This is a genomic window from Bacillus cereus group sp. BfR-BA-01441 (assembly GCF_022663075.1).
GTDB classification, from domain to species: Bacteria; Bacillota; Bacilli; order Bacillales; family Bacillaceae_G; genus Bacillus_A; species Bacillus_A cereus.
In genome coordinates this window covers 1-1,026 of record NZ_JAKUEU010000218.1, presented here as the reverse complement: position 1 = coordinate 1,026, position 1,026 = coordinate 1, and the positions used below count along the sequence as shown (strand labels likewise).

Genomic DNA, 1,026 nt, shown 5'->3' with positions numbered 1-1,026 from the left:
GTAGCGAAACCAGGGAAATATTATCTGAATGTGTATAAATTTGATGATAAAAATGGTGAATATTCACTATTAGTAAAATAAATTCATTTCCGATATGTATACGAGAGTTGTTTTTTAGGAGGAGTCTGTCACGATAGGCACCTCCTATTTTTTTATGGTCTCTGTCACAAGGTAATAATAAAAACAGAAACGTTTTCGTTAGATAGAGGGAATTGTCTTAATTGGAGTTCTTTTTCAAGAGGAATAAGAAGACCTTGTTTTTCTGTGAAAATTTGAATGTTTTTAAATGATAATTTTGATACAAAGATAGATTCATTCTTGTTTATAATAAACATTTGGACATTATGATGTTATGTAATATAGAAGTTACACTACATTAGAAGAAAACAAATAAGGGAGAGAGGATACTATGACGAGATTTACGAATCAGCACGTAGAAAACTCAATTTTAGAAGAGGATGTAGAGCTTTTAAAAGTTATGGCACACCCAATGCGTTTGAAACTGATCAGTGGGCTTTCAAAACATAAAACACTAAATGTAACCCAAATGACCGAAATTTTAAATATTCCACAATCAACAGTTTCCCATCTCTTATCTAAAATGAGAGGGAAAGTTCTAAGAGGAAATCGTTAAGGATTAGAAATCTACTATAGCATCGAAAATCAAAAAGCAGAAGAAATTATGGGATTATTAGGAACGATACAATAAAATATTAGGCCTATCATTTCAAAAGTCATTTATTAATTTTTCAAGTAATAATCACTTTAATCCAATGATATCATTATCTAAAATATGTTACGATTTAAACGGAGAGGGGAAAATAAGAAAATGATTTTGGCTTAATATATTCTATTATAAGAAAGAAAAAGTATAACTCTTCTTTCTCGTAATATAAAGAAGAGTTATACTTTTTCTTTTGATTCCGATGTTCAAATAACTCCAAATGATAAAATTTAACTAGACGCACAAATTGGGACAAGAAAGCGTAGCGTTTGATTAAAATTTAGGGTTTTAAGGATTTCAAG

At 29.4% G+C, this 1,026-nt stretch carries 1 pseudogene; it reads left to right on the top strand.

Annotated features, from left to right (window positions below):
• The first annotated feature begins 409 nt into the window (after positions 1-409).
• A pseudogene (locus MR107_RS30125) lies at positions 410-709 on the top strand (ArsR/SmtB family transcription factor).
• The last annotated feature ends 317 nt before the right edge of the window (positions 710-1,026 follow it).